We start from the raw sequence: 24,402 nt of genomic DNA on the forward strand, positions 1-24,402 counted from the left end.
CGGCGGACCGCTTCGGCCCCGGCGCCCGCTCACCTACGGCTGAGGGGCCCGCCCGGCACCCGCGCGGGCTCGCATCTCGCCCGGGCCCCGCGTCACTGCCCGACGCGCCCCGGCCGGAGCACCTTGCTGAACAGGACCGTCCCGCCCTCCGCGCGCAGCCGGACCGTCAGCTCGCCGCTGTCGCCGTCGATGTCGACCTCCCCGAAGTACTGCGGGCTCTCCATCGGCGAGAGGTTCGCCCGCCCCGGCGCCCGGACGAAGACCCGTTCAGGGCCGAAGGTTGCGTCCAGCCGGCTGGCCGGGAAGCCGCCCGCGGCCAGCGGCCCCGAGACGAACTCCCAGAAAGGCGCGAAGTCCTGGAAGGCCGCCCGCTCCGGCGCGTAGTGCTGCGCCGAGGTGTGGTGCACGTCGGCGGTCAGCCACAGCGTGCCGGTGATCCTCCGGTGCTTGACGAACCGCAGCAGTTCGGCGATCTGCAGCTCCCGGCCCAGCGGGGCGCCCGGGTCGCCCTGGGCGATCGCCTCGATGTCCGTCGCGCCGTCGGGGACGACGAGCCCCAGGGGCATGTCGGCCGCGAGGACCTTCCACACCGCCCGCGAGCGGCTCAGCTCCCGCTTGAGCCAGGCGAGCTGCTCCGCGCCCAGGATGCCGGTGGTGTCGTCCGCCTGCCGGCCGGGGGAGTTGGCGCTGCGGTACGAGCGCATGTCGAGGACGAACACGTCGAGCAGCGGGCCGTGGCGCACCACCCGGTGCATCCGGCCCTCCACCGTGCCGGCGCGCGTGGTGGCGGGCGAGAGCGGGACGTACTCCCCGAACGCGCGCGCGGCCCGGGCCGCGAGGACGTCCACGTCCTTCTCCGTGTACCGCGGGTCGTCCAGGATCTGGCCGGGATACCAGTTGTTCCGGACCTCGTGGTCGTCCCACTGCACGATCGACGGCACCTGCGCGTTGAAGGCACGGACGTTGTGGTCGAGCAGGTTGTAGCGGAAGTTCCCCCGGTACTCGTCCAGGGTCTCGGCGACCTTCGACTTCTCCGGCGTGGTGACGTTCCGCCAGATCCGGCCGTCGGGCAGCGTCACCGTCGGCTGGAGCGGCCCGTCGGCGTAGATCGAGTCGCCGCTGCACAGGAAGAAGTCCGGGTCCAGCCGGCGCATCTCCTCGTACACGCGGAAGCCGCCGATGTCGGGGTTGATGCCCCAGCCCTGCCCGGCGACGTCCCCCGACCACAGGAACCGCACCCCGTCGCGTCGCCGCGCCGGAGCCGTACGGAACGTGCCGACGACGGGCTCGCTCGTACGGCGCGGGTCGTCCGGGTCCGCGAGGGTGACGCGGTAGTGGATCTGCTCACCGGCCGGCAGTCCGCGCAGCGCGTGCGTCCCGGTGAAATCGCTGCCCGCGCCGAGAAGGGGCCCGAAGTGGCGCCGCGGGCGGCGGAACGAGGAGTCCGCCGCGGTCTCCACCAGCATGCGGGCCGGGCGGTCCGAGCGGACCCAGACCAGGCCGGAGGAGGAGGTGACGCCGCCGGTCTGCACGCCCCACCCGGCCCGGGGCCGTCCCGACAGGGCGAGGGCCGGGGCCGAGGCGGCGCCGCCCAGCGTGAGCGCCGCGGAGACGGCGACCGAACCGCGCAGCACGCTGCGGCGGGCGGGGGACGGGCCGGGGGTGAGGTCGGACATCGGGGTGCCTCCAAAGCCTGTTCCGGGTGGGAGTGTCAGGTGCCGCCCCATGCCTAAGGGACGGGGGCGGCGCGGACACGAACCACGCGTGAACAAACCGCAGGCGCCGCGCCCGACTCCGCCGGCCCCCTGCCCTCGGCCGTCCCGCTTCCGGACGACTCCGGACTCCGGCGCGCTCCTGGACCACACCGACGCCGGGGGGCGAGCGGCCTCCCCGGCCTACCGTGCCCGTGCGGCCAGCGCGATGCCCCGGGCGATCTCGGACGGCGCCAGGTGCGCGTACCCGATGACGAGACGGACGGCGCCGTCCGTCGGCCGCGTCGTGCCGTACTCCTCGAGCGGGTGCAGGGCCACCCCGGCGGACGCCGCCCGCGCGAGGAAGCGCGAGGTCGGGCCGTAACGCTCCGGCACGCGCGCGATGACGTGCAGTCCGGCGGCGATCCCGCTCACCCGCGTCCCCGGGAAGTGTTCCTCCAGAGCCGCCAGCAGGGCGTTCCGCCGTTCCCGGTACGCGCGCTGGCAGCGGCGCAGCTGGCGGTCGTACCCGCCGCTCGTGACGAACTCGGCCAGCAGCGCCTGGTCCAGGGCGGGATTGCCGAGGTCCATCGTCCGCTTGCGCTCCACCACCTCCGCGACCATGCCCTCCGGCACCAGCATCCAGCCGAGCCGCAGACCCGGAGCCAGGGACTTGCTCACCGAGCCGGTGTACACCACGCGTTCCGGATCGAGCCCCTGGAGCGCGCCGACCGGCGCGCGGTCGTAGCGGAAGTCCCCGTCGTAGTCGTCCTCCAGGACACAGCCGTCCACCTCGCGTGCCCAGGCGAGGAGTTCGGCCCTGCGGGTCGCCGAATAGGCGATGCCGGAGGGGAACTGGTGCGAGGGCGTGGTCACCACCGCCCGGACCCCCGACGCGGCGAGCGGACCCGGCATCAGGCCCTCCTCGTCCATCGGAAGCCACAGCGTGTCCATGCCGGTGGAGGCGAACAGCCGCCCGTGCTCCGGGCTGCCCGGATCCTCGATCCCGACCATCCGCTGTCCGCGGGCCCGCAGGACGAAGCCGACCAGCGTCGACGCCTGCGCGACCCCCGAGCAGACGACCAGCCGCTCCGGGTCGGCCACCACGCCGCGTCGGCGGGCCAGCAGGCCGGCGAGAGCCGTCCGCAGCTCCGGCAGCCCTCGCGGATCGGGGTACCCGAGCGCCCCGTGAGGCAGCCGGGACAGGACGGACCGGTGGGCCGCCGCCCACGCGGACCGGGGGAACAGCGCCAGATCCGGTGTCCCCGGACGGAAGTCGACCGTGCCACCTCCAGGGGGCGTCTTGCCCGGCGCGTGCGGCGCCAGATCCCGCGCCCCCTGCGACGAGGCCGCCCGTGCCGCGTCACCCACCCAGGTGCCCGAGCCGCGGCCGCTGCGCAGGTACCCCTCGGCGGTGAGCTGTTCGTACGCCTCGGTCACCACGCCCCGCGAGACCCCGAGGTCGGCCGCCAGCTCACGGCTGGAGGGCAGCCGGGTGCCCGCCGTCAGGCGGCCCGTTCGTACCGCCTCCCGCAGGGCCTCCCGCAACGCCCGTCCGCGCCGCCGGGCCGGAGCGGCCACGGCCGGGAGCAGCACCTCCCAGGCGGGATGCCCGCCCGGGTCGGCCGCGCAGGAGCGGACTTCCGCGGCGGGCCGGTATCCGGAAGGCTCCCCTCCGGCGTGGGGTGACGGGCTCCCCGGCGCTGCCCCGGGCGGGGCCGAGGAGCTGCTGTCCGCCGGTCTTGCTTCCGTGCCGTCCACGGACGATGAGTATGACGCCCCGCGAGCGGCGGACGGCCGACGGGGAGGACGGCCTTCGGCGACGGGCCCGGCAGGCCGGACCCCCGGGCGCCTGCTTCGACATGTGTCAACATGGATAGGGGTCGAATGTGAAGATGCTGCCGCTTCCGGAAGGCAGGGACGAGGCATCGACGGAAGGGGTCACGATGACCATCTGGGTACCGGAGTCCTGCGCCCTGCCCACCGGCGAGCAGCCCCTGCGGGTGGCGGAGTTCGACGCGCTGTTCGCCGAGCGCCTGACCCGCCTGACCCGACCGGACCGGCTCCGGCTGGACATGGTCCTCACCGGGGAACCGGGCGTCGAGGAGGCGGTACGCGATCTGACGGCCCGCGAGAGCGCCTGCTGCTCCTTCTTCACCTTCACGGTCCACCCCGGCCCGGACCTCGTCTCCTTGGGTGTGGAGGTCGACTCCGCACACGAGGCCGTCCTGGACGCGCTCCACGACCGCGCCGCCTCGGCCGCGAGCCGGGACACGGCCTGAGAATCCCCGAGCGCTCCGGCAGACGTTCGCCCGGACACGACCCCGCTCCGAGCCGGGACACGGTCGCCCGGACACGGCCCGGTCCCGCCTCGTGGGTGATCGGCTTCCACGTCCGCGGACCCCGTCCTCCCAGGCTTCGGGCGGTACGGGAAGTGGTCCCCGATAACGTCGGGGAAGTGGTCCTGTCACCGGACCGCCGCGCTTCCTAACGTCGGTGCCATGAACGCCAACTCCCTGCGCGGAGCGCTCCTGGTGACCCTCGCCTACGCCCTCGTCGGTGCCTCCTTCACCGCCAACAGCCTCCTCGGCGACTATCCGTACGCGGGCGGCCAGGCCCTGCGCTACGGCGCCGCCTGCCTGCTCCTGCTGCCCCTCCTCGGCCCGGGCGGCCCGGCTCCGCTCCGGGCGCTGACGGCCCGCCAGTGGGTCCGGCTCGCCCTGCTCGCGGCCGTGGGCATGGTCGGTTTCAACCTCGCGGTCCTCGCGGCGGAGCGCACCGCCGAACCGGCCGTGCCCGGTGTGCTCGTCGGCTGCGCGCCCGTCGTCGTCGCCGTCCTCGTACCGCTCCTGGACGGACGCCGGCCCAGCCGCCCGGTGGTCCTCGGGGCGCTGCTCGTGGCGGCCGGGGCCTTCACCGTCCAGGGCTGGGGCCGTTCCGACCTGGCCGGCGTCCTCTACTCCGTCGGCGCCCTGGCGGGCGAGGTCGGCTTCACCGTCCTCGCCGTGCCCGTCCTGCGCCCGCTCGGCCCGAAACTGCTCACGGCCGTCGTCTGCGGGATCGGCGCCGTCGAATCGGCCCTGCTCGGCCTCCTCGTGGACGGTAAGGCGTTCCTGCGGCTGCCGACAGCGGTCGAGACGGGAGCTCTGGTGTGGCAGGCCGCCCTGGCCACCGTCGTCGGATTCGTCCTGTTCTACATGGGGGTCCAGCGGGTCGGGATGGAGCGCGCCACCCTCTTCACCGGGGCGATCCCGGTCGCCGCCGCCCTGACGGCGGTCCTCGTCTCGACCGGCGGCTTCGGGCCCGCGCAGGCCGTCGGCAGCGTGCTGGTGGGCGCGGGTGCGGCGCTGGGCACCGGTCTGTTCACGCGTGGCGTCCTCCCGCGCCGGGGGCGGCGGTCAGCGGCTCCCGTCCAGGATCACCCGGGCGACGAGGGCGGGATCGTCGTTCATCGGGACGTGCCCGCAACCGGGCAGGCGGACCAGCCGGGCGCCCGGGACGGTGCGCTTGGCGCGTACGCCCTGGCGGCGCAGCAGCAGCCGGTCGCGGCTGCCCCACGCGACGGTGACGGGCACCGCGGGCACGTCGTCGCCGAACAGCACGCTCCGGCCGGCGGCCAGCGTCTGGTGGAAGCCGGTGGCGCCCCGCAGGGCGAGCGTCTCGGCGACCACCGCCTCGGGTGAACGCCGCCCGGGCCGGGCGTAGATGGTGCTGGTGAGGGCGGTCCGGCCGACCGCGCTGCGGGAGAGGCGCTCGATCACCGGCACCGGCATCGACAGGGCGGCGGCCCGCATGGCGCGCAGGGTCCCGAAGGCGTACCGCCGCTCGCGCTCCGACCAGAACCCCGCCGGGGAGAGGGCCGTCACCGAGCGGACCAGCTTCTCCCGGCCGAGCTCCAGCGACAGGAGCCCGCCGAGGGAGTTCCCCGCGACGTGCGGCCGGTCGAGGCCGAGGGCCTCGCAGAACGCGGCGAGCACGGGCACGACGGTCGACAGGTCGTAGGCGTACCCCTCCGGCAGCGCGGGCGAGGCGCCGAATCCCGGCAGGTCGACGGCGACGACGTCCCGCTCGGCGGCGAGGATGTCGAGAACCGGCTCCCACGCCTGCCAGTGGTGGCCGATGCCGTGGAGCAGCAGCAGCGGCTCGCCCGCGCCCCTGCGCTCGTACGTCAGGGAGACCGTGCGAGGACCCCCTGAGGATCCGGCCGTGAACGAGATCTGTGCGGACATGCGCCTGCTCCCTGTCGTCGACATCTCTTAGACGCCCTGTCAGCAAGAATTACCGGTCGGTAGCCACGAGTTCAAGGGCCCGGACGGAACTGGACAGGCCCGGCCTCGTTCGGCTGGGATGGGGGAGTGGCGACCGAGACACCGACCGACGTTTTCGAAGAGCACCGGCCGACGCTGACCGGCGTCGCCTACCGCATGCTCGGCCGCGCCGCCGACGCCGAGGACGTCGTCCAGGAGGCCTGGCTGCGCTGGTCGGCCGCGGACCGCGCCGACATCCGGGAACCGCGCGCCTATCTCGTACGCGTCACCACCCGCCTCGCCCTCGACCGGCTGCGCCGCATCCAGGCCCGCCGCGAGTCCTACGTCGGGCCCTGGCTCCCCGAACCGATCGTCACGGACTTCGGCCCGGCCGTCCCCGACACCGCCGAGCGCGCGCTGCTCGCCGAGTCCGTCTCCTTCGCCGTCCTCGTCGTCCTGGAATCCCTCTCGCCGCTGGAACGCGCGGTCTTCGTGCTGCGCGAGGCCTTCGGCTTCCCCTTCGCGGAGATCGCGGCCACGCTCGACCGCTCCGAGGCCGCCGTCCGCCAGCTCGCCGGGCGGGCCCGGCGCCATGTCGACGAGGGCAGGCCGCGCTACGACGTCGACCCGGCCGAGCGCCGCGACGTCACCGAACGCTTCCTCGCCGCCGCGGCCGGCGGTGACCTCGAACGGCTCCTCGCCCTGCTCGCCCCGGACGTCCGCCTCGTCGGCGACAGCGGCGGCAAGTCCAAGGCGCCGCGGCGGATCGTGGAGAGCGCGGACAAGGTCGGCCGTTTCCTCCTCGCCGCCGCTCGGGACGCCGAAGCGCTCTACGAGTTCCGCTTCCTGGAGGTCAACGGCGCTCCCGCGCTGCTTGCCCTGGTCGACGGCGCCCCGGACGCCCTCTTCCAGGTGGAGGTACGGGACGGGCGCGTCCAGTGCGTCTACATCGTCCGCAATCCCGACAAGCTGCGGGCGCTGACGGCCGGCTGACCGGCCGGGCCCGCGCCTGCGCGCCGGTTCACCTACCTGACCGTGGCCACTGCCTCACGACGCGCTCTCACGGCGTCTCTCCGCCGTGCCGCCTCACGCGCGCGCGAACGTCCTGTGAACGATCTACGTCAAAGGACCCTTTTACCGGTCATCGGGCGGAGCATTGGTCTTGACCAAGGGGGTGGGCCGCCTTATGGTCGCAGAGTTAGTGCAGGAACCTTTAATAAACAAGGGCGCGGAAAACCGCCGCGGGACACGGCGAATTGCGGAGGATCAGGGTGGGGACCACGCAGCTGGAATCGGTGCCGGAGCCTAAGTACTGGCACCTCAAGACCGTGATCGGCGAAGCGCTCGACTCCGACTTCGCGGTCGGGGAGATCCTGCCCAACGAGCGGGAGCTGGCCGCGCGCTTCGGCGTCGCCCGGGCCACGCTCCGCCAGGCTCTGGAGCAGCTGGAGCTCGAAGGCCGTCTGCAGCGCCGCCGAGGCGTCGGCACGACCGTCGCCCCGCCCCGCGTGGGCGTGGACGTCTCCACCACCCAGCACACCTGGCCCGGCGTCGCCGAGGAGACCTGGCAGTCGATGGACTGCGCCGTGACCCCGGCGCCCGCCGCCGTCGCGAGGCTCCTGGACATCGAGCCGGAGGAGCGGGTGCACGTCGTGCGCCGGCTCCGCGTCACGCACGGACAGCCCGTCGCGGCGGAGCTTCTCTACGTCCCGTCGGCTTCGGTCCCCGACCTGGGCGCGGACGGCGACCCGACGGGCCCCGCCCGCGCGCGTGTCGTCCTGCGCGAACTCCAGCGTCTCGCCCTGGACGGCCAGGACCGCTCCGTGGAACTGGGCTCGGCACGCGCCGACGACGCCAAGGAGCTGGACCGCCTGCCGGGCGCCCCCGTGCTCCTCGTGACGACCCGCTACCTCTCCGAGGGACGCACCGCCGCCGTCTCCGTCGCCACCTACCGCGCCGACACCTGCCGCCTCACCTTCGGCGACTCCGTCGACCTGGTCATGGCCTCCTGACGCAGTCCCTTCTCCGCTCCACAAGCCCCGACCCGAGCCCGAGCCCGTGAGGGCGCCGCACCGACGGCGCCCGCGCGGGCTCGCGCCGTCCACGCCGCCCGACACACGGTCCCCGCGCGCAGCCCGCGCCCTCTGTCCGATCGCCGCCCCACGCGGCGGTCGGACGGCGGCCCGCCGTCACCCCACCGGGGGGAGCACTCGGGCCCCGGCCGCTCAGCGGCGGGCCGTGGCCGTGCCCTCCACGGCGAAGAGCTGCTCCTCCACGTGGTCCAGGGCCAGCCGGAGCGCACCCGTGCCGACCGCCGAATCGCCGAGCAGCGACAGGGCCACCCGCGGCGGGCGCAGACAGAACCGTGCCAGTTCGTCCCTGAGCGGCTGCAGCACGCCGGCCAGGCCCGCGGCCCAGCCGCCGATCACCACCAGCTCCGGGTCGAGCGCCAGGACCAGCGCCGCCACGTCGTGGACCAGCCGCTGCGTGAAGCGCTCCACCGCCGCCTGCGCCCGGGTGTCACCCTGACGGGCGAGTGTGAACACCTCGGCGACGGCCTGTTCGTCCAGCGGGTGCAGCGGCTCGTCCGTGGTCGACAGCAGGTGCTCCGGAGTGACCCCCCGGCCGAGCAGGTGCAACGCCCCGATCTCTCCGGCCGCCCCGCCGTACCCGCGGTGCAGCCGTCCGCCGATCAGCGATCCCGCGCCCGGGCTCAGCCCGGCCAGCACGAAGACGATGTCGTCGGAGTCGGTCGCCGCGCCCTTCCAGTGCTCGGCGACCGCGGCCGCGTTGGCGTCGTTCTCCACGAGCACCGGACAGCGGAAGGAACGCCGGAGCCGTTCGCCGAGCGCGAGACCCGTCCAGCCGGGCAGCGCGGTGCCCAGTCGCACCGTGCCGTCCGCCTCGACGATCCCGGGCGTCCCGACACCGACCGCCCGCAGACTCGAACGAGGCACCCCTGCCCTGCGCAGGACGTCGGCGACGACCAAGCGGACCCGCTCCAGGCGCTCGTCCTCCGGAGCCGTCTCCGACACCTCCCGCGCACCGGCGCCGATGATGCGGCCGTCCAGACCGGAGATCAGCGCGGCGACCCGGTGCGGGCCGATCTCGATGCCGAGCAGATGCCCCGCCTCCGCGCGGAAGCGGAACCTCCGGGCCGGCCGCCCCTGCCGCCTCGCCTCGCCCTCCTCGGCCGCCGCCTCGACGACGAGCCCCGTCACGATGAGTCCTTCGACCACGCCCTCGACGGTGGGGCGCGACAGACCCGTGATCCGGGTCAGATCGGTCAGCGTGAGCGCGTCGGCGCCCCGCAGAGCATGGAGTACCACCGCGGAGTTGATCCGCCGCAGCAGCGACGGATCCCCGCCGGTCAGCCGCCCCACCGTGTGTCCTTCCAGCTCGTACGCATGTCTGCCGGATGGTACTCAATGGACCGGAGGGCGGCGAGCGCCGCCCGGCCCCGGGTCCCGACGGTCGCCTTTTCGCGCGTACGGCCCGCGTCCCGCGTCCCGATGATCACCCCCCCGCGCGTACGGCCCGCGTCCTGATGGTCGCCTCCCGCGCGTACGGCCCCGCGACAGGATCCGGCTCCGCGCCCGCAGGCCGGCACGGGGCCTGAGCGGGGACCGTACGGGACCGTCAGGGGCGCGGCCTCGCTCCTGACGGAGCACCAGCTGTCAGACCCCGGCGCTTTACTGGACCCATGACGCTCGCACAGCACCTCGCCGCCCTCGACCTGCTGCGCGCCCGCGCCCTGCCCCAGGAGGGTTACCACCTGGCGGAGTTAGCCGTCGACGGCCCCTCCGCGGACGATCCCGACGACCGGTCCCACGATCTGTACGAGGACCTGCACGAGGACCTGCACGAGGAACAGGCGGAGGCCGAGCGGGACGCGCTCGCGCTGGTCCTCACCGGCCGATGGGGCCCGCCCCGCGTCGTCGAGTTGTCCCCGCTGCTCGGCCGGTACGCCGCGGGCGAGGCGATACCCGGGCCGTGGGACCTGCTCTGCACGTCGGTCCCCGACGTCCGGCTGTGGCGGGCGGAGGACCGGTGGGTCGCGCTCGGCCTCGTGCGGGGCGGCGCCGGCTTCCGGCTGGTCGCCTGTCTCACCGCGACCGACCCGCCCTGACTACGACCGCCGGTCGGGAACGCCGGCCGCCTCCCGAAGCCTGGCGAACTCCTCCGCCATCGTCCGGGCGGTCCAATGGGCGTTCAGCCCACTGGGGTTGGGCAGCGCCCAGATCCTGGTCTCGCCGATCGTCCGCTCCTGCGGCCCGATGACCGCCTTGCGCTCCCCGAACGCCGTGCGGTACGCGGTGATGCCGACGACGGCCAGCCAGCGCGGACGCAGCCGCTCCACCCGCTCGGCCAGCAGCCGGCCGCCCTCCCGGAACTCCTCGTCGCCGACCTCGTCGGCCCGCGCGCTCGCGCGGGCCACCACGTTCGTGATCCCGAGACCGTACGCGAGCAACTCCCGCTGCTCCGACGGCTTCAGCAGGCGCGGGGTGAAGCCGGACAGATGGAGCACCGGCCAGAACCGGTTACCCGGGCGGGCGAAGTGGTGGCCCGTCGCCGCCGACATCAGCCCCGGGTTGATCCCGCAGAAGAGCACGGAGAGGCCGCCCGCGGCCACGTCGGGAACGACGCGGTCACGAGCGGCCTGCAGCTCCTGCGGGGTGAAGCCGGTCAGAGGATCGACCCGGGGGTGTACCCGGCGGCCTCCGGGTGCTGCTTGACGATCTCCTCGATGCGGGAGACCACGGCACCGACCTGGTCGGCGGCGGCGCCGGTGAAGGACAGCTTGTCGGCCATCAGCGCGTCAAGCTGGTCCCGGTCCAGCGGGATGCGCTCGTCGGCGGCCAGCTTGTCGAGGAGCTCGTTGCGCTCGGCGCCCTGCTCCCGCATGGCGAGGGCGGAGGCGACGGCGTTCTCCTTGATGGCCTCGTGGGCGACCTCGCGGCCCACGCCGGCGCGCACGGCGCCCATGAGGACCTTGGTGGTGGCCAGGAAGGGGAGGTACCGGTCCAGCTCACGGGCGACGACGGCCGGGAAGGCGCCGAACTCGTCCATCACCGTCAGGAAGGTCTCCAGAAGGCCGTCGAACGCGAAGAAGGCGTCCGGCAGGGCCACCCGGCGGACCACCGAGCAGGAGACGTCGCCCTCGTTCCACTGGTCGCCGGCCAGCTCGCCGGTCATCGACGCGTAGCCGCGCAGGATGACCATGAGGCCGTTGACGCGCTCGCAGGAGCGGGTGTTCATCTTGTGCGGCATCGCGGAGGAGCCGACCTGGCCGGGCTTGAAGCCCTCGGTGACCAGCTCGTGGCCCGCCATCAGGCGGATCGTCTTGGCGACCGAGGACGGGGCGGCGGCCAGCTGCACGAGCGCGGTGACCACGTCGTAGTCCAGCGAGCGGGGGTAGACCTGGCCGACCGAGGTGAAGGCCTGAGCGAAGCCCAGGTGGTGGGCGATGCGCTGCTCCAGCACCGCCAGCTTGGCCGCGTCGCCGCCCAGCAGGTCGAGCATGTCCTGGGCCGTGCCGACCGGGCCCTTGATGCCGCGCAGCGGGTAGCGGCCGAGGAGGTCCTCCAGGCGGCCGTAGGCCACCAGGAGCTCGTCGGCGGCGGTCGCGAAACGCTTGCCGAGGGTGGTCGCCTGGGCGGCCACGTTGTGCGAACGGCCGGCCATGACGAGCTCGGCGTACTCGCCGGAGAGCTTGCCGAGGCGCGCCAGGACGGCGACCGTACGATCGCGCATCAGCTCCAGCGAGAGCCGGATCTGCAGCTGCTCGACGTTCTCCGTGAGGTCGCGGGAGGTCATGCCCTTGTGGACCTGCTCGTGACCGGCGAGGGCGTTGAACTCCTCGATCCGGGCCTTCACGTCGTGCCGGGTGACCTTCTCGCGCTCGGCGATGGAGGCGAGGTCGACCTGGTCGAGGACGCGCTCGTAATCGGCCAGGGCCGCGTCCGGAACCTCGATCCCGAGGTCCTTCTGGGCACGCAGCACCGCGAGCCACAGCCGGCGCTCCAGCTTCACCTTCTGCTCGGGGGACCAGAGGACGGCAAGCTCCGCGGAGGCGTAGCGGCCGGCCAGGACATTGGGGATGCGGGGCTTCGCAGCAGCAGTCACGTGAGCAGATTCTACTGGCGGTTCGTGCAGGCCAGCGCCAGGGTCCGGGCTGTGCGTTGCTACGAACGCGCGAGGGACGCCCGCGTCGGGCGCGGCCACCCGCGGAAGCGGCCTCCCGGAGGAGCGGGAGCGAGAAGCCCCGCCAGGCCGGGCCTGGCGGGGCTTCCACCGTCTGCACGCGACGCACCCGCCTCGCGGGAGTCAGCGAACCGGGTCTACGACCGGTAGACCCTGTTCCCCACGATGGAGCCGGGCTGCGGAGACTCCTCGAGCAGAGGGCTCCGATCGCCGGGGTAGACGTTCACCTCGGCCCAGAACAGATACCCCGCGACCACGTAGTCGTACGGCGCGGCCTCGGAGATGCGGAAGAGATGCGATCCGCGCCACCTGCCTCCCACTCTCCTCTCCTCGGCCCGCGTCGTCTCCGGTTCGGCGATGTGCACACCGAGGTCCGTGTACCGATCCGACAGCGCCAGCCGTGACACGTCCTGGAAGAGGACGTCGAACATCCTCGGACGTTCACCGTCGTCGCCGCCCAGAAGCCCACGGAGCAGGACCTTGCTGTGGCCCACCTCGATGGCCCACGGCTTGAAGGTCCCCGGAAGCCGCAGGGGAAGGTCTCCACCGACCAGCTCGTACGTCATTTCCTCAGTTTCACTCGGCCCCGATCTTCTCGGCGAAGCCCTTCAGCGCGGACGGCTCGGGTGACGTCGGCGGAGACGGCATCGGCGACCTGTTGATCATCGATGCCAACGGCGACGTCTTCTCCTGCCCCGGCTGCACTCGGTCAAGGTCGCCCCTGCGCGTCAGGACGCCGGGGCGCTGTTCGCCGCGGGTGTGCCGGCCAGGATCGTCTCCTCCACCGCTTCGTACCGCATGCGCTGGTCGGCCGGGTCACGTTCGCGGAGCACCGTGCCGAGCCAGCCCGCGAGGAAGCCCAGCGGGGCCGAGAGGATGCCCGAGGTGGTGAACGGGAACCAGTTGAAGTCCTGGTCCGGGAAGATCGCCTGGGGTGATCCGGACACCAGGTTGCTGCCGGTCATGAGGACGAGCGCGGAGACGCTGCCCACGATGAGGGTGCAGAGCAGTCCCGTACGGGAGTAGCGGCGCCAGAAGAGGCTGTAGATGAGGGCCGGTGCGACCGCGGACGCGCCGATGCAGAACGACAGGGTGAGCAGTGCCTGAAGGTTCAGATGCCGTGCACCGGCGGCGATCGCGATCGCCACGAGCCCGACGCCCGCCGCGGCGGTCCGGGCGATGGCCATCTCCGCGGAGTCCTTCAGTCGCGCCTTGCGGCGCAGCCCGTGCGTGACGAGGTCGTGCGCCAGGGTGTTGGCGCAGGCGAGGGTGATCCCGGCGACCGAGGCCAGCAGGGTGAGGAAGATGGCCGTCGCCACGGCCGTGAACAGCAGTGTCTCGACGGTCGTCTGGTCCGTGCCCATGACGGCCTGGCTGACCATGAGGAACGCCGTCTTGCCCTGCGGGTCGCCGGCGACGATCCCCTGGTGGCCGACGATCGCCGCCGCGCCGAAGCCGATGACGGCGATCAGCAGACAGGTCACGACGACGGTCGACACGGCCCACGACATCGAGCGCCGCACGGCTGCCGCGCTGCGCGCGGTGAACATGCGCATGGTGATCTGCGGCAGCACCGCGGCGCCGAGCACGACCGTCAACTGCGTGCTGATCATGTCGAGTTCGTTGCCGCCGAACTGCAGACCGGAGGCGAGATAGGCGTCTCCCGCCCCGCTGCCGCGCTTGGCGGCGTCCAGCAGAGAGGGCAGGCTGAAGTCGAAGCGGTCGAGGATGAGCGCGGCGATCGCGAGGGACGCGCCGAGCAGGGCGACGGTCTTGACGATCTGGATGAAGGCGGTGCCCTTCATGCCGCCGATCGCCGCGTACGCGATCATCAGCAGACCCAGGAACACGATCGCCCCGGTCTTGAAGCCGTCGGCGTCGAAGCCGAGGACGACGGAGAGGAGATCGCCGGCGCCCGCGAGCTGGAAGATCACCAGCGGCAGCAGTGCGGTCAGGGTGACCGCGGCCGTCGTGATCCGCACGGCGGGGCCGGGGAGACGCCGGGTGAAGACGTCGCCGATCGTGAACCGGCCGGCGTTACGCAGCGGTTCGGCGAGCAGGAACATCATCAGGACCAGCGAGAGCACGGTGCTCAGGGCGAGCGTGACGCCGTCGTAGCCGACGAGCGCGATGATGCCGATGGTGCCGAGCACGGTGCCGGCGGAGATGTAGTCGCCGGCGATCGCGAGGCCGCTCTGCATGGGGGAGAGCGAGCGGTAGCCGGTGTAGAAGTCGCCCAGGTCGTCACGATCGGGGCCGGTCATCACGCACAGCAGCAGCGTGACGGTGATGACGGCTATGAACGCCATCAGCGACATGGTCTGGGCCTCGGAGCTGAAGCTGGTCATGCGCGCCCACCTCCGGTGGGCTGCTGCCACACGGGACGTCCGGAGCGGCTCTGGCGTTCCGGCGCGGGCGCGGCTGCGGCGGCAGCCTGCTCGGCGCGTTCGCGGATCGCGGCGGCGAGCGGGTCGACGCTCTTGCGCGCGATCCGCTCGTACAGCGCGATCGCGGCCAGCGCCACGGGCAGCTGGAGGAGTCCCAGGACCAGACCGGTGGTGAGACCGCCGGTGAGGGTGCCGGTCATCAGCGAGGGGGCGTAACCGGACAGGAGAAGGAAGATGACGAAGTAGCCGAGCGCGGTGAAGGTGGCGACGCGGCGGAGCCTGCGGTAGGCCGATCCGAGCCGGTGCAGATCACCACGGTCGTCGGTGGCGGCGGGCGGTCGCTGCTGCGGGGACGCGTCCCAGGGCTGCTGCGCGGAATCCCAGCCTTGCGGCGAGGAGTCCCACGCTCGCGGGGACGTGTCCCAGGCGGCCTGTGGATCGGTGTCCCAGGACGGCGATCCACCCTCCCAGGACTGCGACGCCGCCTCTTGGCGGTGACGCCCGGCATTGCGGTGCTGGGGTACGGGCGGTGGGCCGGGGAATGGCTGGTGATACGACATCGATCTTGCTCCTTGCCGCCCCGGGGAACGGGCGGGTGGCGCCGTGGTCCGCGTACGTTACTCATGGGTATAGCCCGTGCGTAAGGACTTTCCGACCGCTCGGTATGTCGGTTCGGTGACGATCCTGTGCGCGTGGCGACGAAACCCGCGGTAACCCCGTCGTGGATCTTTCCGCAGGTCACGGGCTGGTCTCGGGCGGCCCCTGGGTCGGCGGACCCCTCGGCACGACCGGTCCGGCGCATACGCCGGGCGGGCCGACGATGTGGTCGGGTGCATCCCCTCGGCTGTCCCCGGCCCGGATCGGCCCGGCCCGCCCCGCTGCCGAGGGCAGGACGCTTCCGCCGACGGCACCGGCCGGCACCCCGCGGCGCGATCGTGCGCGGCCTGGCGCGCGCCCCGGTCGGCCCTGCGCTCCCGACCAGCGTCGAGGCCGGCGGCTCCTACGCCACCCGGCGGCTGCCCGGCATCCTCCTCATCGCCTTCGGCCGCGGTCCCGCCTTCGTGCTGCTCCTCGCCACCGCGGCCGGAGGCCTCTCCCCGGAGGCATGTCCCCGCAGGACTCCGGCGTGACCTCGGCGTCCTCACGGCCTGGGCCGGATCGTTCGGATCTTGCCGGGCTCATGGGGCCTGATCCCGACGGAAGGCCCTGGGTTCCGCTACGCCCCCGGCGGCTCGGACGGGGTCCTGGAGGCGGTCCCGTGCGGGAGCTCGTACGGCAGCAGGTCCGGCCGCTTGGCGGGGAGGCCGTCGCCGGAGGAGCGGCCGGTCAGGCGGCGGCCGATCCACGGGCCCAGGTGTTCCCTGGCGAAACGGGCGTCCGAGGCGCGCCGGGTCATCCAGCCCGGGCGCACGGCCGGGGGCAGCGGCGCCCGCCAGTCGTCCTCGGGGTCGAGGCCCAGCGCCTGCCACACGGCCTCGGCCACCCGTCGGTGGCCTTCGCCGGTCAGATGCAGGCGGTCCACGTCCCACAGGCGCTGGTCACCGAGCGCGGGCGCGCCGTACAGGTCGACCACCAGGGCGCCGTGCCGGGCGGCGAGCGCCTCGATGTGCTCGAAGAGCTCTTCCATGCGGGGCCGGAACCGCTGCATGACGGGTCCCTGGCGGCCGGGGCTGCGCATCAGGACCAGCTGACCGCAGGACGGCGCGAGCCGCTCGACCGCCTCGGTGAGCAGCCCTCGCACCCGCCCCATGTCGCACTTCGGCCGCAGGGTGTCGTTCAGGCCGCCGACCAGCGTCACCACGTCCGCCTTCATGGCGGCGGCCACGTCCACCTGCTCGTCGAGGATCTGGCCGATGAGCTTTCCGCGTACGGCGAGGTTGGCGTAGCGGAAGTCGGGGGTGCGGGCGGCCAGCCGGGTCGCGAGGAGGTCCGCCCATCCTCGGTACGTCCCGTCGGGCAGTCGGTCCGACATGCCCTCGGTGAAGCTGTCGCCGACGGCGACCAGACTGGTGTAGGTGGCATTCAATTCCATGGCGGAGCGATCATACCGTGCGGTATGGGGTGCCTGCGGCCCGCCCGGCGAGACCGACCCGGCCACGCTCCGGGACCGTCGGGGTGCCACCGACGCCCGGGCGCGTCCGCCCGCTCACGGCCCGGGGCCGGGAGCGCGTGTGCGCTCCCGGCCCCGGGCCTCGTGAACCGTCCTCATCGGCGGGACTACGCCGCCGGGCGCCCCACCAGCTCCCGGAGCACGTCCTCCATCGTGACGAGACCGGCCAGCTTGCCGTCGTCGCCCAGCACCGCCGCCAGGTGGGTGCGGCTGCGGCGCATCGCCGTCAGGACGTCGTCCATCGGGGTCGCCGCCCGGACCCGGGCGATCGGCCGCATCGCCGAGACCGGGAAGGGCAGGTCGCGCGGTACGGCGTCCAGGGCGTCCTTCACATGGAGGTAGCCGAGGATTCCGCGCCCCGAGTCGACGACGGGGAAGCGGGAGAAGCCCGACTCCGCGGCGAGCGCCTCCAGCTCCTCGGGCGTGGTGCCCACCGCCGCGTACACGACCTTCTCCACCGGCATGACGACGTCCCGCACCGGGCGCCGTCCCAGCTCGAGGGCGTCGCGCAGCCGCTCGGCGGCGCGATCGTCCAGGAGGCCGGCGACACCCGCGTCCGTCACCATCCGAGCCAGCTCGTCGTCCGAGAACGTCGCCGAGACCTCGTCCCTCGTCTCCACCCGCAGCAGCTTCAGGATGCCGTTCGCGAAGGCGTTGATCGCGAAGATGACCGGCCGCAGCCCCCGGGCGATCGCCACCAGCGGCGGGCCGAGGAGCAGCGCCGAGCGGGTCGGCTCGGCCAGCGCGATGTTCTTGGGGACCATCTCGCCGAGCAGCATGTGGAGGTAGGTCGCCACGGACAGCGCGATCACGAACGAGATCGGGTGCACCAGGCCGTGCGGCACGCCGACCGCGTCGAAGAGCGGCTCCAGGAGGTGCGCGATGGCCGGCTCGGCGACGATGCCGAGCACCAGCGTGCACAGCGTGATGCCGAGCTGCGCCGCGGCGAGCAGCGCCGAGACGTGCTCCAGACCCCAGATGACGCTCCGGGCGCGGCGGTTCCCGGCGTCCGCCTCCGGCTCGATCTGGCTGCGGCGTACGGAGATCAGGGCGAACTCCGCGCCGACGAAGAAGGCGTTCACGACCAGGGTCGCGAGGCCGATCAGCAACTGGATCGCGATCATCGGCCCGCCTCCCCGGTCTCCTCGGACAGGTGGGCCGGCGGCGCGTGCATCAGCACCCGGGCCGCCCGGCGCCCGGAGGCGTCCACGACGTCCAGCCGCCAGTGGGCCAGCTCGACCCGGTCGCCGACGGCGGGGATCCGTCCCAGCTCCGTGGCGAGGACGCCCGCCAGGGTCTCGTAGGGGCCGTCCGGCACCCGCAGACCGATCGACTCGAGCTGGTCCGTGCGGGCCGCGCCGTCCGCGGACCAGAGCTCGCGTCCGTCGGCGTCCACACCCGCCCGTGCCAGGTCGGGCGTCTCGTGCGGGTCGTGCTCGTCGCGCACCTCACCGACGACCTCCTCGACGATGTCCTCCAGGGTCGCGACCCCGGCCGTGCCGCCGTACTCGTCGATGACGACGGCCATGGTCTGCTTGCCCGAGAGCCGGTCGAGCAGCCGGTCGACCGTGAGCGTCTCCGGGACGAGCAGCGGCTCGCGCAGCATGTCCCCGATCCCACGGCGGCGCCGCTCGTCGGCCGGTATGGCCAGGACGTCCTTGATGTGGGCGATGCCCACGACGGAATCGAGGCTGCCGCGGTAGACGGGGAAGCGGGACAGGCCGGTCGCGCGGGTCGCGTTGGCGACGTCCTCGGCGGTGGCCTGCACCTCCAGGGCGGTGACCTGGACGCGCGGCGTCATCACGTTCTCCGCCGTCAGCTCCGCGAGGTTGAGGGTCCGTACGAACAGCTCGGCGGTGTCCGCCTCGAGCGCGCCCTCCTTGGCGGAGTGGCGGGCCAGCGCCACCAGCTCCTGCGGCGAACGGGCGGAGGCCAGCTCCTCGGCCGGCTCCATCCCGAGCCGGCGCACGATCCGGTTGGCCGTGTTGTTGAGGTGGCTGATCAGCGGCTTGAAGGCGGCGGTGAAGACCCGCTGCGGGGTGGCCACCCGCTTGGCGATCGCCAGCGGCGAGGAGATCGCCCAGTTCTTCGGGACCAGCTCGCCCACGACCATCAGGACGACGGTCGACAGGGCGGTGCCGATGACCAGGGCCACTGAGGAGGCGACCGAGGCCGAGAGGCCGAGGTCCTGGAGCGGGCCGCGGATCAGCTTGGAGATCGACGGCTCGGAGAGCATGCCGACGATCAGGTTGGTGACGGTGATGCCGAGCTGTGCGCCGGAGAGCTGGAAGGTGAGCGACTTGACGGCCTTGAGCGTGCTCGCGGCCCCGCGCTCGCCCCGCTCGACGGCCGCTTCCAGTTCGCCGCGCTCGACCGTGGTCAGCGAGAACTCGGCCGCGACGAAGGCACCGCACGCGAGGGAGAGCAGCAGCGCCACCCCGAGCAGAAGCACTTCGGTCATCGGTTCACCTCCGTCCCATGATCAGCCAGGGACGGGAGGATCGCGCGATGTCGGGTCTCGCGCTGACTGCTACTGGGAGGCTCGCCCATGGGCGGACGCTCACACCTTTCGGTCGTAGGGGAAGGAAACACTCATGGTAAAGGACGGGCAAAGGAGAGGGGTGACTACCCCCGCCGGGCGACCTGGGAAGACCCACTTTCGGCCCGGGAGCCCGCACCCGCGCCGGAGCCTGAGCCTGAGTCCGCGCCCAGACCCGGGTCCGAGCCCGAGCCCGAGTCCGGACCCGTGCCCGAGCCCGCACCGGGCAGCGGCTTGATCCACCGCGTCCACCGCTCGTCCGGTTCGTACCGCGCCGCACGCCAGGCATGTCTCCCCAGCTCGTTGTGGTCCAGCACCATCGCGTCCGCACGCCGGCCGCCGAGCGCGGCGAACCGCTCCTCGGCCGCCACGAGCAGCGCGGCCCCGACGCCGCGACGCCGGTGGCCGGGGTGGACGGCGAGCCGGTAGAGGTGGCACCGCCAGCCGTCGAAACCCGCGATGACCGTGCCGGCCGGCTCGCCGCCGCGTTCCGCGAGGATCAGCGCCTCCGGGTCACGGGTGAGGAGCCGTTCGACCCCGTCACGGTCGTCGCTGATGCTTGTGCCCTCGGCGGCCACCTTCCAAAAGGCCAGCACCATGTCGATGTCGGCCGCCGAGGCGGTCCGGATACTCAACTCGTCCATGATCGGCATCCCACCACCGGCCGCCCAGGGCCGTCGAGCGCGTTTCGCCATCCGGTCCGACGCGCCCGCGTCTCACCGGTTCGGGGGTCACCCGTCCGTCGGTCGGGCGGCCCGGACCGGTGGATCGGACATGTCGTCCGGTGGATCAGACACGCCGTGCCGAGCCCAGCACACAGAAGGAGGACGGCAGCCGCGGCCCCTCCTGCGGAACCGTGAAGGACCGGTACGTGATCAGTTCGAACCCCGCCGCCTCGATCGCGGCCAGGGGATCGCGCGCCGTGTGGCAGCCGCCGAAGAGCAACGGCCAGACCGTCCGGTCGAGCGCCCGCTGGGTGCGCGCCATGCCGCGCCCGGGAGCCACCCCGTGCTCGAAGAAGCGGAGCTCACCACCCGGACGCACCACCCGGTACAGCTCGGCGAGCGTGCGCGGCACGTCCCGCACGGTGCACAGCACCAAGGAGGCCACCGCCGCGTCGAACGCCTCGCTCTTGACCGGCAGCGCCTCCGCCGCGCCCGGCGCCACATCCACCGGTACGTCCGCGCGCAGCGCGGCCTCGGCGGCCAACTGCCGCAGATGCCGCTCCGGTTCGATCGCCACGACCTCCGCGACGGTCCCGGGATAGTGCGCGAAGTTCAGCCCGTTCCCCGCCCCGATCTCGATGACCCGGCCCGACAGACCGGTCAGCAACTCCGTACGAAGGGCGCCGATCCCGGCCTTCAGATCGGCGGAGACGCTGAACCGGGCGTAGAAGCGGGCGAAGAAGGGGTGGTGAACGGCGTCCCGGGGGACCCGGGTGGAACGCGATGACATCGCGGACCTCCTCCGGCGCTCGGCGGAGCGGACGTGGACGGGGGGATTATTCCCCGTCCCGCGCCGCTCAGCCCGTCACGAAGCAGAACTCGTTACCCTCCGGGTCGCGCATCACCTGGAAGTCGCCGTGGTCGTCGGTGACGATCTCGGCGACCCGCTCCGCCCCCAGGGCGATCGCGGCCTCGGCCGCCGCGTCCAGCTCGGCCCCCTGCAGGTCCAGGTGGAGCCGGTTCTTGGCGGCCTTGCCCTCGGGGACCCGCTGGAAGGCGATCCGGACGAAGCCCGGCGGGTCGACGTACGACCAGTCGGGGCTCCGGTCGACCGGAGCCCCGCCGAGGAGCCCGGCCCAGAACCGCACCAGACCCGCCGGGTCGGCGCAGTCGAAGACGATTTCCTGAACGGTTGCACGCATGGGTTCAGCCTACGGAGATCACGGCCGGTGCGCCGAGGCGAAACGCTCCGCGTCCCAGACGCCGCCCAGCACGGGAGCGAGCCAGTCGACCGCCTCCGCCCGGAACCGGTCGGGGTCCAGCGCCCCGGCGCCCTCCGGTACGGCCCCGATCAGCGGCGCGCCTGCCGCGTCCGGAAGATCCGCCAGGTTGCAGCGCGCCGCCAGGTCCGGGGACGCCGGCCAGCTGCCCACGACCACGCCCAGCTGGGTGAGGCCGCGCGCCCGCAGCGCCTCGGCCGTCAGGGCGGTGGCGTTCAGGGTGCCCAGGCCGGCCGGGGTCACCACCAGGACCGGAGCGCGGAGGAGGCGGGCGGCGTCGGCGAGCGTGCCGCCCTCCTCGTCGAAGCGGACCAGAAGGCCGCCCGCCCCCTCCACGAGCACCAGGTCGTGCGAGGCGGCCAGCTTCGCCGCCGCCTCGGCCACCCGGTGCGGCCCCACCGGTGTCATGCCCGCCCGCCGGGCGGAGGTGGCCGGGGCCAACGGCTCGGGGAACCTGCCCAGTTCGGTCGCGGTCCCGGCCCCGGAGAGCCGTACGACCTCGTCCGCGTCCCCCCGCTCGTGCGGGGCGAGGCCCGTCTGCGCGGGCTTGAGCACGGCCACCGAACGCCCCTGGCCGGTCGCCACCGCGGCCAGCGCCGCGGTCACGATCGTCTTGCCGATCTCGGTGCCCGTACCGCTGACGACGATGACGGTCATGGTGTGTGCTGTCCTTTCGGAGGTGGTGCCGGAGCGCGGGGCCGGGGCCGGTCAGCCCGCCGCGGCGGCCGCGCGCACCGCGTCGCAGATACGGGTCAGATCCTCGTCGCCGGTCACGAACGGCGGCATCACGTAGATCAGGTCACGGAAGGGGCGCACCCATACGCCCGCCCGTACCGCCGCCTCCGTGGCCGCCGCCATGTCGACGTCGTGATCGAGCTGTACGACCCCGATGGCGCCGAGCACCCGTACGTCCCGGACGCCCGGCTGGGCGGCGGCGTCGGCCAGGCCCTCGCGCAGCCCGGCCTCGATCCTCTTGACCTCCACCGCCCAGTCCTGCGACAGCAGCAGGTCGATCGAGGCGCCGGCCACCGCTGCGGCCAGCGGATTGCCCATGAACGTCGGGCCGTGCGCGAGCACCGGGACCTCGCCGCGCGAGATCCCCTCGGCGACCCGCGCCGTGCACAGCGTCGCCGCCATCGACAGATAGCCGCCGGTCAGCGCCTTGCCCACGCACATCACATCGGGGGAGACCCCCGCGTGGTCCGCGGCGAACAGCTCGCCCGTACGGCCGAAGCCGGTCGCGATCTCGTCGAACACCAGCAGGACGTCGTGCTCGTCGCACGCCTCCCGCAGCACCCGGAGGTACTCCGGCGCGTGGAAGCGCATGCCGCCCGCGCCCTGCACCACCGGCTCCACGATCACCGCGGCGACCTCGTCCGCGTGGCGGCCGATCTCCTCCCGCAGCAGCCGCGCGTACGACTCCTCGTACGCGGCCGGCGGCGCGCCGACGAAGACCTGGCGCTGCAGCACTCCCGACCACAGCTCGTGCATCCCGCCCTCGGGGTCGCACACCGACATCGGGGTCCAGGTGTCGCCGTGGTAGCCCCCGCGCCAGGTGAGCAGCCGCTGCTTGCCCGGCCGCCCGATCGAGCGCCAGTACTGCAGGCACATCTTGGCGGCGACCTCGACGGCGACCGAGCCCGAGTCGCTGAGGAACACGTGCCGCAGCGGCTCGGGGGTGATCTCCACCAGCCGGGTCGCGAGCCGTACGGCCGGCTCGTGGGTGAGGCCGCCGAACATGACATGGCTCATCCGGTCCAGCTGGTGGCGCACCGCCTCGTTGAGCACCGGGTGGTTGTAGCCGTGGATCGCGGACCACCACGACGACATGCCGTCGATCAGCTCGGTCCTGCCGTGCACCGGTTCGGCGAGCCGCAGCCGTACCCCCGACGCGGACGCGACGACCAGCGGGTCCGTACGGCCCGGCATGGGGCCGTACGGATGCCAGACGTGCGCCCGGTCCAAGGCCAGCAGCTCGCTGTCACGCATTGGGCGCGAGGTCCGTGCCGGCCCCCCGGCGGCGGACCGCCACCAGGTCGGTACGGGCGTTCGGCACCTCTTCGCTCCCGGCCTCGGGGGCCCGAACCGTCTCCGGCGCCGGACCGCCGCCGCACGGGCCGCAGCCGCCACCGGCCTCGGCGTGCGAGCCACAGCCCCCGCCGGCCTCGGCGTGCGAGCCACAGCCCCCGCCGGCCTCGGCGCCCGCGTGCGAGCCGCAGCCGCCCATCGCCGCGGCGAGCGCGTCGGCCCGGTGCTCGGGCAGCGTCGTGGTGCCCGCGCCCTCCACCTCGAAGCCCGCGTCCGCGATCATGTCGAGGTCCGCCTTGCCGGCCTGGCCCTCGCTCGTGAGGTAGTCGCCGAGGAAGATCGAGTTCGCCAGGTGCAGCGCCAGCGGCTGCATCGAGCGCAGGTGCACCTCGCGCCCGCCCGCGATCCGGACCTCCACGTCCGGGCAGACGAACCGGACCATCGCCAGGATCCGCAGGCACCGCTGCGGGGACAGGTTCCACTCCTTGGCCAGCGGCGTGCCCTCGAAGGGGATCAGGAAGTTCACCGGCACCGAGTCCGGGTCCAGCTCCCGCAGCGCGTAGACGACGTCGACCAGGTCCTCGTCGCTCTCGCCCATGCCCGCGATCAGACCCGAGCAGGCCGACAGACCGGCGTCGTGCGCCTTCCGCACGGTGTCGACCCGGTCCTGGTAGGTGTGGGTGGTCGTGATCTCCCCGTACGTCCCCTCGGACGTGTTCAGGTTGTGGTTGTACGCGTCGGCCCCCGCGGCCCGCAGCCGCTCGGCCTGGCCGTCCGAGAGGAGGCCGAGGCACGCGCAGACCTCGACGCCCTCGTTCTGCTCCTTGATCGCCTCGATGGTCTTGCCGACCCGGTCCACGTCCCGGTCCGTCGGGCCGCGGCCGCTCGCCACCAGGCACACCCGCTTGGCGCCGCCGGCCACTCCGGCGGCGGCCGCCTGGGACGCCTCGTCGGGCTTCAGCCAGGTGTACTTCAGGATCCCGGCGGTCGAGCCGAGCCGCTGCGAACAGTACGAACAGTCCTCCGGGCACAGACCGGACTTCAGATTGACCAGATAGTTGAGCTTCACCCGGCGCCCGAACCACTGGCGGCGCACCTTGCCGGCCGCGGCCACCACATCGAGCAGTTCGTCGTCGGAGGTCGCCAGCACGGCGAGCGCTTCTTCACGGGTCGGCAGCTCGCGCCGCAGCCCCTTGTCCACCAGCGTGTTCAGCAGGTCCATAAGGGCTGATCCTGGCCTACGGCACACCC

Annotated in this window: 22 protein-coding genes and 2 pseudogenes; 6 read left to right on the forward strand and 18 right to left on the reverse strand. The window is 73.3% G+C overall.

Annotated features, from left to right (window positions below; all coding sequences use genetic code 11):
- Positions 1 to 92: 92 nt before the first annotated feature.
- Positions 93 to 1,676, reverse strand: a complete 1,584-nt coding sequence (locus tag ACZ68P_RS29500) for an alkaline phosphatase D family protein (protein WP_471011534.1) — start codon at positions 1,674 to 1,676, stop codon at positions 93 to 95.
- A 219-nt stretch (positions 1,677 to 1,895) separates the two neighbouring features.
- The gene (gene pdxR / locus ACZ68P_RS29505; protein WP_471011624.1) at positions 1,896 to 3,287 is read right to left on the reverse strand and encodes a MocR-like pyridoxine biosynthesis transcription factor PdxR; all 1,392 of its coding nucleotides are present in this window, start codon (positions 3,285 to 3,287) and stop codon (positions 1,896 to 1,898) included.
- A 350-nt stretch (positions 3,288 to 3,637) separates the two neighbouring features.
- Between pdxR and ACZ68P_RS29510 the strand changes: the two genes are divergently transcribed.
- Both ACZ68P_RS29510 and ACZ68P_RS29515 read left to right on the forward strand, forming a co-directional pair.
- On the forward strand, positions 3,638 to 3,973 hold the full coding sequence (locus tag ACZ68P_RS29510) for a hypothetical protein (RefSeq protein ID WP_471011536.1): 336 nt from the start codon (positions 3,638 to 3,640) through the stop codon (positions 3,971 to 3,973).
- Positions 3,974 to 4,192: 219 nt separating this feature from the next.
- A pseudogene (locus tag ACZ68P_RS29515) lies at positions 4,193 to 5,029 on the forward strand (DMT family transporter); the annotation flags it as partial.
- A 60-nt stretch (positions 5,030 to 5,089) separates the two neighbouring features.
- On the opposite strand, the gene ACZ68P_RS29520 reads toward ACZ68P_RS29515, so the two are convergent.
- Positions 5,090 to 5,920, reverse strand: coding sequence for an alpha/beta fold hydrolase (locus tag ACZ68P_RS29520; RefSeq protein WP_471011539.1), 831 nt, complete (start codon positions 5,918 to 5,920; stop codon positions 5,090 to 5,092).
- A gap of 126 nt (positions 5,921 to 6,046) precedes the next feature.
- Between ACZ68P_RS29520 and sigJ the strand changes: the two genes are divergently transcribed.
- The gene (gene sigJ, locus ACZ68P_RS29525) at positions 6,047 to 6,931 is read left to right on the forward strand and encodes an RNA polymerase sigma factor SigJ (RefSeq protein WP_471011542.1); all 885 of its coding nucleotides are present in this window, start codon (positions 6,047 to 6,049) and stop codon (positions 6,929 to 6,931) included.
- A gap of 278 nt (positions 6,932 to 7,209) precedes the next feature.
- Positions 7,210 to 7,950 carry a GntR family transcriptional regulator gene (locus ACZ68P_RS29530; RefSeq protein ID WP_471011544.1) on the forward strand — a complete coding sequence of 247 codons (741 nt, stop codon included), beginning with the start codon at positions 7,210 to 7,212 and terminating at the stop codon, positions 7,948 to 7,950.
- A 213-nt stretch (positions 7,951 to 8,163) separates the two neighbouring features.
- On the opposite strand, the gene ACZ68P_RS29535 is transcribed toward ACZ68P_RS29530, so the two are convergent.
- The gene (locus ACZ68P_RS29535; RefSeq protein ID WP_471011547.1) at positions 8,164 to 9,321 is read right to left on the reverse strand and encodes an ROK family transcriptional regulator; all 1,158 of its coding nucleotides are present in this window, start codon (positions 9,319 to 9,321) and stop codon (positions 8,164 to 8,166) included.
- A 320-nt stretch (positions 9,322 to 9,641) separates the two neighbouring features.
- Here ACZ68P_RS29535 and ACZ68P_RS29540 point away from each other — a divergent pair, with 320 nt between their 5' ends.
- Positions 9,642 to 10,067 (forward strand): hypothetical protein, encoded by a 426-nt coding sequence (locus tag ACZ68P_RS29540; protein ID WP_471011550.1) that lies wholly within the window; start codon positions 9,642 to 9,644, stop codon positions 10,065 to 10,067.
- Here the strand turns inward: ACZ68P_RS29540 and mug are convergent, their stop codons facing one another.
- The 5 genes from mug to ACZ68P_RS29565 all read right to left on the reverse strand — a co-directional run bounded on the left by mug (position 10,068) and on the right by ACZ68P_RS29565 (position 15,089).
- Entirely contained in the window at positions 10,068 to 10,628 is a 561-nt protein-coding gene (gene mug, locus ACZ68P_RS29545) for a G/U mismatch-specific DNA glycosylase (RefSeq protein ID WP_471011625.1), read from the reverse strand.
- Positions 10,625 to 12,064 carry an adenylosuccinate lyase gene (gene purB / locus ACZ68P_RS29550; RefSeq protein WP_471011552.1) on the reverse strand — a complete coding sequence of 480 codons (1,440 nt, stop codon included), beginning with the start codon at positions 12,062 to 12,064 and terminating at the stop codon, positions 10,625 to 10,627. Before purB ends, mug begins: the two co-directional genes overlap by 4 nt.
- Positions 12,065 to 12,279: 215 nt before the next feature.
- Positions 12,280 to 12,708, reverse strand: coding sequence for a hypothetical protein (locus tag ACZ68P_RS29555; protein WP_471011555.1), 429 nt, complete (start codon positions 12,706 to 12,708; stop codon positions 12,280 to 12,282).
- A gap of 162 nt (positions 12,709 to 12,870) precedes the next feature.
- Complete coding sequence (locus ACZ68P_RS29560) at positions 12,871 to 14,490, reverse strand: sodium/solute symporter (protein WP_471011557.1); 1,620 nt, start codon at positions 14,488 to 14,490, stop codon at positions 12,871 to 12,873.
- The gene (locus ACZ68P_RS29565; RefSeq protein WP_471011559.1) at positions 14,487 to 15,089 is read right to left on the reverse strand and encodes a DUF485 domain-containing protein; all 603 of its coding nucleotides are present in this window, start codon (positions 15,087 to 15,089) and stop codon (positions 14,487 to 14,489) included. Before ACZ68P_RS29565 ends, ACZ68P_RS29560 begins: the two co-directional genes overlap by 4 nt.
- 375 nt (positions 15,090 to 15,464) lie before the next feature.
- Between ACZ68P_RS29565 and ACZ68P_RS29570 the strand changes: the two genes are divergently transcribed.
- A complete protein-coding gene (locus ACZ68P_RS29570; protein WP_471011562.1) occupies positions 15,465 to 15,659 on the forward strand; it encodes a hypothetical protein in 195 nt (64 codons plus the stop codon).
- A gap of 86 nt (positions 15,660 to 15,745) precedes the next feature.
- On the opposite strand, the gene ACZ68P_RS29575 is transcribed toward ACZ68P_RS29570, so the two are convergent.
- The 9 genes and pseudogenes from ACZ68P_RS29575 to bioB all read right to left on the reverse strand — a co-directional run bounded on the left by ACZ68P_RS29575 (position 15,746) and on the right by bioB (position 24,373).
- Complete coding sequence (locus ACZ68P_RS29575; protein ID WP_471011564.1) at positions 15,746 to 16,561, reverse strand: SGNH/GDSL hydrolase family protein; 816 nt, start codon at positions 16,559 to 16,561, stop codon at positions 15,746 to 15,748.
- Between the two features lie 185 nt (positions 16,562 to 16,746).
- Positions 16,747 to 17,763: a hemolysin family protein gene (locus ACZ68P_RS29580; protein ID WP_471011566.1), complete on the reverse strand. Its 1,017-nt coding sequence runs from the start codon at positions 17,761 to 17,763 to the stop codon at positions 16,747 to 16,749.
- Positions 17,760 to 19,100, reverse strand: coding sequence for a hemolysin family protein (locus ACZ68P_RS29585; protein WP_471011569.1), 1,341 nt, complete (start codon positions 19,098 to 19,100; stop codon positions 17,760 to 17,762). Before ACZ68P_RS29585 ends, ACZ68P_RS29580 begins: the two co-directional genes overlap by 4 nt.
- Before the next feature lie 305 nt (positions 19,101 to 19,405).
- Positions 19,406 to 19,822, reverse strand: a pseudogene (locus ACZ68P_RS29590) (GNAT family N-acetyltransferase); the annotation flags it as partial.
- 145 nt (positions 19,823 to 19,967) lie between these two features.
- The gene (locus ACZ68P_RS29595) at positions 19,968 to 20,633 is read right to left on the reverse strand and encodes a class I SAM-dependent methyltransferase (protein ID WP_471011572.1); all 666 of its coding nucleotides are present in this window, start codon (positions 20,631 to 20,633) and stop codon (positions 19,968 to 19,970) included.
- Positions 20,634 to 20,700: 67 nt separating this feature from the next.
- Positions 20,701 to 21,045 (reverse strand): VOC family protein, encoded by a 345-nt coding sequence (locus ACZ68P_RS29600; RefSeq protein WP_471011574.1) that lies wholly within the window; start codon positions 21,043 to 21,045, stop codon positions 20,701 to 20,703.
- An 18-nt stretch (positions 21,046 to 21,063) separates the two neighbouring features.
- Entirely contained in the window at positions 21,064 to 21,780 is a 717-nt protein-coding gene (gene bioD / locus ACZ68P_RS29605) for a dethiobiotin synthase (protein WP_471011576.1), read from the reverse strand.
- 51 nt (positions 21,781 to 21,831) lie between these two features.
- A complete protein-coding gene (locus ACZ68P_RS29610; RefSeq protein WP_471011578.1) occupies positions 21,832 to 23,112 on the reverse strand; it encodes an adenosylmethionine--8-amino-7-oxononanoate transaminase in 1,281 nt (426 codons plus the stop codon).
- Positions 23,105 to 24,373, reverse strand: coding sequence for a biotin synthase BioB (gene bioB, locus ACZ68P_RS29615; RefSeq protein WP_471011580.1), 1,269 nt, complete (start codon positions 24,371 to 24,373; stop codon positions 23,105 to 23,107). Before bioB ends, ACZ68P_RS29610 begins: the two co-directional genes overlap by 8 nt.
- Between the last annotated feature and the right edge of the window lie 29 nt (positions 24,374 to 24,402).

The sequence above is a fragment of the Streptomyces sp. NPDC036822 genome, from assembly GCF_055609145.1.